This window comes from Bacillus sp. REN10, assembly GCF_016820555.1.
Classification (GTDB): Bacteria; Bacillota; Bacilli; order Bacillales; family Domibacillaceae; genus Bacillus_CE.
The window spans coordinates 140,056-147,947 of the sequence record NZ_JADHDW010000009.1 but is presented as its reverse complement, the minus strand read 5'-3'; the positions used below and the strand labels follow the sequence as shown (position 1 = coordinate 147,947).

General features: G+C 39.4%; 4 protein-coding genes. 2 read left to right on the top strand and 2 right to left on the bottom strand.

The window, feature by feature from the left end; genetic code table 11:
- Positions 1-82: 82 nt before the first annotated feature.
- Both IRB43_RS13265 and IRB43_RS13260 read right to left on the bottom strand, forming a co-directional pair.
- Positions 83-1,000, bottom strand: coding sequence for a proline dehydrogenase family protein (locus tag IRB43_RS13265; RefSeq protein ID WP_203363964.1), 918 nt, complete (start codon positions 998-1,000; stop codon positions 83-85).
- Positions 1,001-1,211: 211 nt separating this feature from the next.
- Positions 1,212-2,873 carry a glutamine--tRNA ligase/YqeY domain fusion protein gene (locus tag IRB43_RS13260; protein ID WP_203363963.1) on the bottom strand — a complete coding sequence of 554 codons (1,662 nt, stop codon included), beginning with the start codon at positions 2,871-2,873 and terminating at the stop codon, positions 1,212-1,214.
- A gap of 288 nt (positions 2,874-3,161) precedes the next feature.
- On the opposite strand from IRB43_RS13260, the gene recQ reads away from it, so the two are divergent.
- Both recQ and IRB43_RS13250 read left to right on the top strand, forming a co-directional pair.
- Positions 3,162-5,282: a DNA helicase RecQ gene (gene recQ, locus IRB43_RS13255; RefSeq protein ID WP_203363962.1), complete on the top strand. Its 2,121-nt coding sequence runs from the start codon at positions 3,162-3,164 to the stop codon at positions 5,280-5,282.
- 489 nt (positions 5,283-5,771) lie between these two features.
- A complete protein-coding gene (locus IRB43_RS13250; RefSeq protein ID WP_203363961.1) occupies positions 5,772-7,886 on the top strand; it encodes a PAS domain-containing sensor histidine kinase in 2,115 nt (704 codons plus the stop codon).
- Positions 7,887-7,892 lie beyond the last annotated feature (6 nt).

Genomic DNA, 7,892 nt, shown 5'->3' with positions numbered 1-7,892 from the left:
TCTTGATACGCTTTTTTATTTTCTTCTTGTGAAAAGTCTGTAAATGGTTCGTGTTTATATGGAATCATGATATTTTCTCCTTTTATTTTTTCACCATGCCTTTGAAAACAAAGGCGATATTTGCAGGACGTTCAGCTAGTCGTCTCATGAAGTAGCCGTACCAGTCCAGACCATATGGTACATAAACGCGCATTTTGTAACCATGCTTCACCAGTTCAAGCTGTGTCTTGTTTCTCATGCCGTAAAGCATTTGAAATTCGAATTGCTCGTTAGAAATATTATTCTTTTTCGCAAATTCCTTTGTGAACTCGATGATATTGTCATCATGAGAAGCAACTGCTGTGTAGTTCCCGTTTAATAAACTTTGGGCGATCAGTTTTTTATAATTTTCATCTACATCTTTTTTCTCAGGATAAGCGTGTTCCGGTGCTTCTTTATATGCTCCTTTTACAAGACGTAGAAATGGCTTGTAATCGCTTACATCTTCTAAATCGGCTTCTGTGCGATAAAGATATGCTTGCAACACTGTACTGACATAATGATATTTTTCTTTAAATTGCTTAAATAGATCAAGAGTGGCTTGGCAACGCGGCACATCTTCCATGTCAATAGTAACCATGATTTGGTTTTTTTCCGCTGTATCTAAAATTCTTGTCATGTTTTCAACCACTAAATTACGATCGATATCCAAACCTAAAGATGTCATTTTTAAGGAAACTTGTGAATCCAAGTTTTCTCTTTTGATCATTTCGATCGTTTGAATACATTCTTCTGTTCTTTCATTTGCTACTTCCTTTGAATCGACAAATTCTCCAAGGTGGTCCACTGTAACTGATAAACCTTGTTTGTTCAATTCACGAATGAATCGAATCGAGCTTTGGAAGTCTGTTCCGCCTATAATTTTTCCTGCTGCAAAGTTGCCACCGCTGCTTTGAGCTAATTTATTAAGAAAATTATTTTTGGATAAAAATAAGAAAAAATCTCTAGTTAAAGCTTCCATTATTATTGCACCTCCTAAGAAGTTATTGTGATTTCATAATAATTTTATAATTTTGTCATATATCTTTTCAATGTTGCTCAAAAACAATAAAACGCTTTCATTTTTGTTGATGAATGACAAAAGCAATGAAAAACTCGCAGGATCAATAAATATAGTAAAGGGACTGGCTCTCAAAAGGTATATAATCCTTTAAGCGCCAGTCCCTTATTAATTATTTTAATTTAAACGAGCTTTTTAAAGAAACAATTCGGTTAAAGACAATCTTGTCTTCGGTTGTATGTTTTGGATCTACATTGAAGTAGCCGTGGCGGAAAAATTGGAATTTATCTTGAGGTTTCACATCTTTCATATTTGGCTCAATGAAACCTTCCACGATTTCTAGGGAATTCTTATTCACATAATCTAAGAACGTTTTTCCCTCGCTGTTTTCTTCCTCTTCTTCTGCATCTAAAATAAGCGGTTCATAGAGACGAAACTCAGCTGGAATTGCATGAGTGGCATCAACCCAGTGCAATGTTCCTTTCACTTTGCGGCCAGTAAAACCGGAGCCGCTCTTTGTTTCTGGATCATAAGTACAGCGAAGTTCAATGACTTCACCGTTTTCATCTTTAATTACTTCTTCACATTTAATGAAATACGCATGTTTTAAGCGAACTTCATTGCCGGGGAAGAGGCGGAAATACTTCTTCGGCGGGTTCTCCATGAAATCTTCTTGCTCTACATAGATTTCACGAGAAAAAGGAATTTTTCGCATGCCCATTTCAGGATTTTCAGGATTGATTTCTGCATCAAGCCACTCGATTTGGCCTTCAGGATAGTTAGTGATCACGATTTTCAGTGGCTTTAATACACCCATTGTTCGAGGAGCTTTTAATTTTAAGTCTTCGCGAACAAAGTGTTCAAGCATCGCTGAATCGACCACACCAGAACCTTTAGAAACACCGATTTCATTAATGAAATCACGAATCGCTTCCGGTGTGTAGCCTTTTCTTCGCAATCCAGAAATAGTTGGCAAGCGCGGGTCATCCCAACCGTCCACAAACCCTTCGTCGACGAGCTGTTTTAATTTCCGTTTACTCATAACGGTATTGGAAATATTTAAACGACCAAACTCAATTTGTTGCGGCTGATGCTCCATCTCACATTCTTTTACGACCCAGTCATAAAGCGGACGGTGGTCTTCAAACTCTGTTGTACAAAGAGAGTGAGTAATTCCTTCCATTGCATCTTCTAGTGGATGAGCAAAATCATACATTGGATAGATGCACCATTTGTCCCCAGTGTTGTGATGGCTGGCATGAGCCACTCGGTATAAAGCAGGGTCACGCAAGTTTAAGTTTGGAGACGCCATATCAATTTTAGCTCGCAATACTTTAGAGCCATTTTCAAATTCGCCGTTACGCATTTTTTCAAATAAGTCTAAATTCTCTTCAATGGAACGATTGCGATAAGGACTTTCTTTTCCGGGCTCTGTTAATGTTCCGCGATATTCACGCATTTCTTCTGCTGTTAAATCATCGACATAGGCTTTTCCTTTTTTAATTAATAAAACCGCTCGATTGTACATTTCTTCAAAGTAGTCAGAAGCATAGCGCAGCTCATCCCACTCATAGCCGAGCCACTTCACATCTTCTTTGATCGAATCCACATACTCTTGATCTTCCTTCAAAGGGTTTGTATCATCAAACCGCAAATTCGTTTTTCCGTTAAAATCATCGGCTAACCCAAAATTGATCACGATGGATTTCGCATGACCGATATGTAAGTATCCGTTAGGTTCAGGCGGAAAGCGGGTGATAACATGATCCCGTTTGCCCGACTTCAAATCCTCTGTAATAATCGTTCTGATAAAATTTGATGAATGTTGTTCCAAACTGCAACCAGCCTTTCTATGTATGCTATAGTTACTCCTATTATAGAGAAATAAGGAACAGAAATAAAGCGTGGAAAGGCAAAGAAAAGCTGAGGAAGTCAAAGAAGCGGTTGTGATGGTTGAAGACAAGCTGTGAAAGTCAAAGAAGCAGTCGCAAAGGTCAAAGAAACAGTCATGAAGGTGGAAGAAAAAATTCAGAAATCCAGACGTTAAAAACTTCTCTCGGCGCCAACCTTTTGTGTTAATCTCTCGTGTTATAATAATGAAAAAACAAAAAGGGGTGGAATAATGCTTCAACAAGCCCAACAATTGTTGCAATCTCATTTTGGCTATTCCGCATTCCGCAAAGGACAGGAGCAGGCGATTGAGCATGTCCTTGCGGGACGAAATACGATTTGTGTGATGCCGACGGGGGGCGGGAAGTCGATTTGCTATCAAATCCCGGCACTTGTGTTTGAAGGAACGACGATTGTGATTTCTCCGCTGATTTCTTTGATGAAAGATCAAGTTGATACATTGTTAGAGGCTGGTATTTCTGCTGCTTATATTAATAGCTCACTCAGTCCGAAAGAGGTTCGGGAGACAATGATGGCAGCTAAGCACGGAGAATATAAATTATTATACATAGCACCGGAGCGATTAGAGTCTTTTTCTTTTATTGAAGAGCTAAGAGAGATACCGATTCCTCTTGTAGCGGTCGATGAAGCCCACTGTATTTCGCAATGGGGGCATGATTTTCGACCGAGTTACCGACAAATTCAACGGTTGGCAGATATGCTTGTTAGAAGGCCAATTGTGCTGGCATTAACAGCGACGGCTACTCCGCAAGTTCGCAAGGATATTTGCCATTTGCTTTCTATTGATGATAGCCATACGGTCATGACAGGATTTGAACGCGAAAACCTTTCTTTCTCTGTTATTCAAGGACAAGATCGCCAGCTATTTTTAAAAGATTATATTAAAAAGAATGAAAAAGAAGCAGGAATCATTTATGCTGCTACGAGAAAAACCGTTGATCAGCTGTTTGAACTTCTTAAAAAAAATAATCTTTCAGTTGCTCGTTATCATGCGGGGATGAGTGATGCAGAACGAATGAGTGAGCAAGAACGCTTTTTAAACGATCAGGCATCAGTGATGGTAGCGACTAATGCGTTTGGGATGGGGATAGATAAATCCAACATTCGGTATGTCCTTCATTTTCAACTGCCGAAAAATATGGAAAGCTATTATCAAGAAGCTGGGCGCGCTGGCCGGGATGGGCTGCCGAGTGAATGTATTTTGCTTTATTCTTCACAAGATGTGCAAACACAGCGCTTTTTAATCGATCAGTCGCTGGAGCGTGAACGGATTCCGAAAGAGTTAGAGAAGCTGCAGCTAATGGTTGATTATTGCCATACTGAAAGCTGCTTGCAAAGTTTTATTGTGAAATATTTTGGAGATCCTTCTGCAGAACCGTGTGGACGCTGCGGCAACTGTACGGATTCAAGAAACCGTGTGGATGTTACGAAAGAAGCCCAAATGGTGCTATCATGCGTCATTCGCATGGGGCAACGTTTTGGGAAGTCAATGACGGCTCAAGTGTTAACAGGTTCGAGAAATAAAAAATTGCTTGAGCTTGGCTTTGATCAATTGTCTACATATGGTATTTTAAAACAGCAAAGTGCGAAAGAAGTGAGTCACTTTATTGAGTTTTTAATTTCTCAAGAACTGCTTGGTGTAGAGCATGGAACATATCCAACGATTTTTGTTACCAGTAGCGGCAAAGCTGTTTTACTAGGCCAGCAATCTGTTTATCGAAAAGAAGTGGTACAAACGAAGCAAATTGCGAAAGATGATCCGTTGTTTGAACAATTGCGAAGCTTACGGAAGCAACTGGCCCAAGGAGCGGGTGTTGCACCTTTTGTCATATTTTCAGATTCAACGCTACAAGATATGTGTGCGAAGCTTCCTCAGTCAGATGAAGAGTTTCTAATGGTGAGCGGAGTCGGGAGTAGCAAGCTAGAAAGATATGGAACGGACTTTTTAGAGGTCATTAGTCAATTTGTGAAGGAGCATCCGGAAAGGGAGAGAGTCAATGTTTCCACTACTTCCTCTACATCGAAGAAAAAGTCGGTGAGCGGTTCACATCTCGAAACACTCGCTTTGCATCAAGAGCAATTGACAGTCGAAGAAATCGCGGAAAGGCGTGACCTATCCGTCTATACGATTGAAAATCATTTAGCCCAGTGTATAGAAGAAGGGCTAGAGGTGGAGTTGTCTTCGCTTGTTCCCGGTGTTTATCGATCATTACTCGAACAAGCAGTGGAAAAGGTCGGAGCCGATAAACTAAAGCCGATTAAAGAGCAACTTCCCGAAGAAGTAACCTATGGCATGATCAAGTTCTTTCTAGCGATGAATAAAAATGGTTGACAGATGATGTTTTAAGTGATAATATGGTAATTCTAATCATAAAGTAACTTGAAACGTTTGATATAAAAATTGGCATTCTGCTATGTTTTTGAGGAAGACTTATTCACACTGGAGCGGCTTCGGAGCCGCAAGGACTTAAGAGAAGGCAGGGCTTAGGTCGTTTAGGCTTATCATAAACGACGATGTGGAACAAAACCGCGGCGGTTTCATTCCAAAATAGGAAGAAAAAACTCATTCAAAAGCGTTGTGAGTTACGAATATATGCATATACTAACGAGAGTATCTCGTAAAAGGGCTTGTCTCCTGCGAAAACATGGAAATTGTTTACGTAGGAGACAGGTCTTTTTTGTTGTTAAATTGGTTCAAGAGTGTGATTGCTAGCGCATGAATCAGTCAAAGCTCGTTTTTAGTACATCTATACAAGAGAATAGGGCATTTGGTAAGATGGACTTAAAATGATCTCATAAATCAGAAGCTTAGGTGAGACAAATGAAGTGGTATAAATCATATATTTTTTGGAAGATATTCCTCATTAATCTGGCTGTTATTTTTACGGTATTATTTTTTGTTTTTACCGCTTCTCGTATCCTTCTTCCTGACATTACTCAAGACCTTTATCGTGAAGTGACCGATCGAAATGCGAAACGGATTAAAGAGAAAATATCAGTCGTAGCAGAAGATATGAAAACTCTCGCGGTTCATGTTCAGTCGAGGGAGGAATTGCAATCCTCTGATCCGGATGTACTATATAAGGAATTAGGGATGTTAAGCGAAGTGTCTTCCTTTATTGATAGTGCGTTAATTGTAGATAAAGAAGGAAATGTGCAAGTTTATTTTCCAAAGGAAGAACATTCACCGCCTAAAAGTGTAAAAGATGAAGTGTACTTTCAACGTCCGTTGGAAACAAAACAGCCTTATGTGAGTGATGTGTTAAACATGCCATCGCATGGACCTGTGCTCGTTTTTTCGGTCCCGATCTTAGCAGATGGAGAAGTAAGCCGAATTATTACTTTGACTTTATGGATTAAAGAAAACAGAAACTTTCAAACGATCTTTCAAACGTATAAGTTTGGTTATGAAAAAACGGGATCCGCTTTCATTGTTGATCACCAAGGGAGGGTGATTTCTCATCCTGATGTAACACAAATCGGCAAAGATATGTCCAATCATCCTGCTGTTCAAAAATTAAAGAAGCATGAATCAGGAGATATAGGAGCCATAAAACAAAAGGATTTGGATTATTTTGCTTCTTTTGAATATGTTCCCTTAATGGATTGGGGCGTGGTCATGGAAGTGCCAAAAGAAGATGTCTATTATCAATATCATCTATTTATGAAAGCATTGTTCATTATGTCGCTATTCGTTGTTGTCATCTTATCTGTGCTGACAGCTTTATATGCTCAAGATCTTGTGAAGCCCATTCGCCGATTGTATACGGCAGTTGACTTAGTAGCCAAAGGGGATGATCGGCAAAGAATATCAACGATCGTCAAAGGTGAGATCGGGGTGCTTTCGACTCGCTTTAATGAAATGGTCGAACATATGCGAACTTCGAAATTGAACTTACAACGCAAAGAAGAGGAATTACAGAGACAAAAAGACTTCTTCCGCACGGTGATCGATATGAATCCGAGCTATATTTATGCGGTGGATAGAGAAGGATACTTTACGTTTGTTAATCAATCCTTTGCTTCGTTTCTTGGACGAGAAGTGGCTGATTTTGAAGGAAAGAAAGTATCCGATTTTTCCTTTAGACAAAAGCAAGAAGTTGGGCAAGAGCATTCTTTTACACGTGAAATGTTTATTAACTCAAAAGGTGAAATGCGTCATGTAGAAACCGCGCACTTGCCGATTTTTTCCGCTTTAAATCATTTGGAACAAACGCTTTATGTATCAACGGATATAACGGAGAGAATTCAAGCGGAAGAGTGGATTAGAACATCAGAAAAGCTCACAATTGTTGGAGAGTTAGCTGCTGGAGTCGCTCACGAAATTAGAAATCCGCTTACTTCAATTAAAGGGTTTGTTCAGCTAATGAAAGAAGACTCACAGCAAAAGCAGCCTTATTTAGAAGTGGTTGATTCAGAAATTGATCGAATTAGTATGATTGTGAATGAATTTCTCGTTCTTGGCAAACCGCAAGCAATGAAGTTTCAGCCAACAAATATGAATAAATTAATTCAAGATGTCATTATATTGTTAGCCGCTCAGGCGAATATGAACGGGGTAGAGATTAAGAGCGAATTCTCTCATAGTTTGCCGATTACTTATTGTGACCAAAATCAAATGAAGCAAGTGTTTATCAACATTTTAAAAAATGCAATTGAAGCGATGCCAAACGGCGGTCAAGTGCATATTAAGACAAAGTTAATAGGAAATGAAATGGTGTTGACATTTCAAGATGAAGGAACAGGCATTTCAAAGGAGCGGTTAGCGAAAATTGGGGAACCTTTTTATAGCACGAAAGAAAAGGGCACAGGCCTTGGATTAATGGTCAGCTACCGCATTATTGAAGCTCACCATGCTCAAATGAACATCACCAGTGAGGTGGGGAGAGGAACTTTAGTAGAGGTTACTTTTCCATTAAGCACTAGTAAAGCGTAGGGGTGA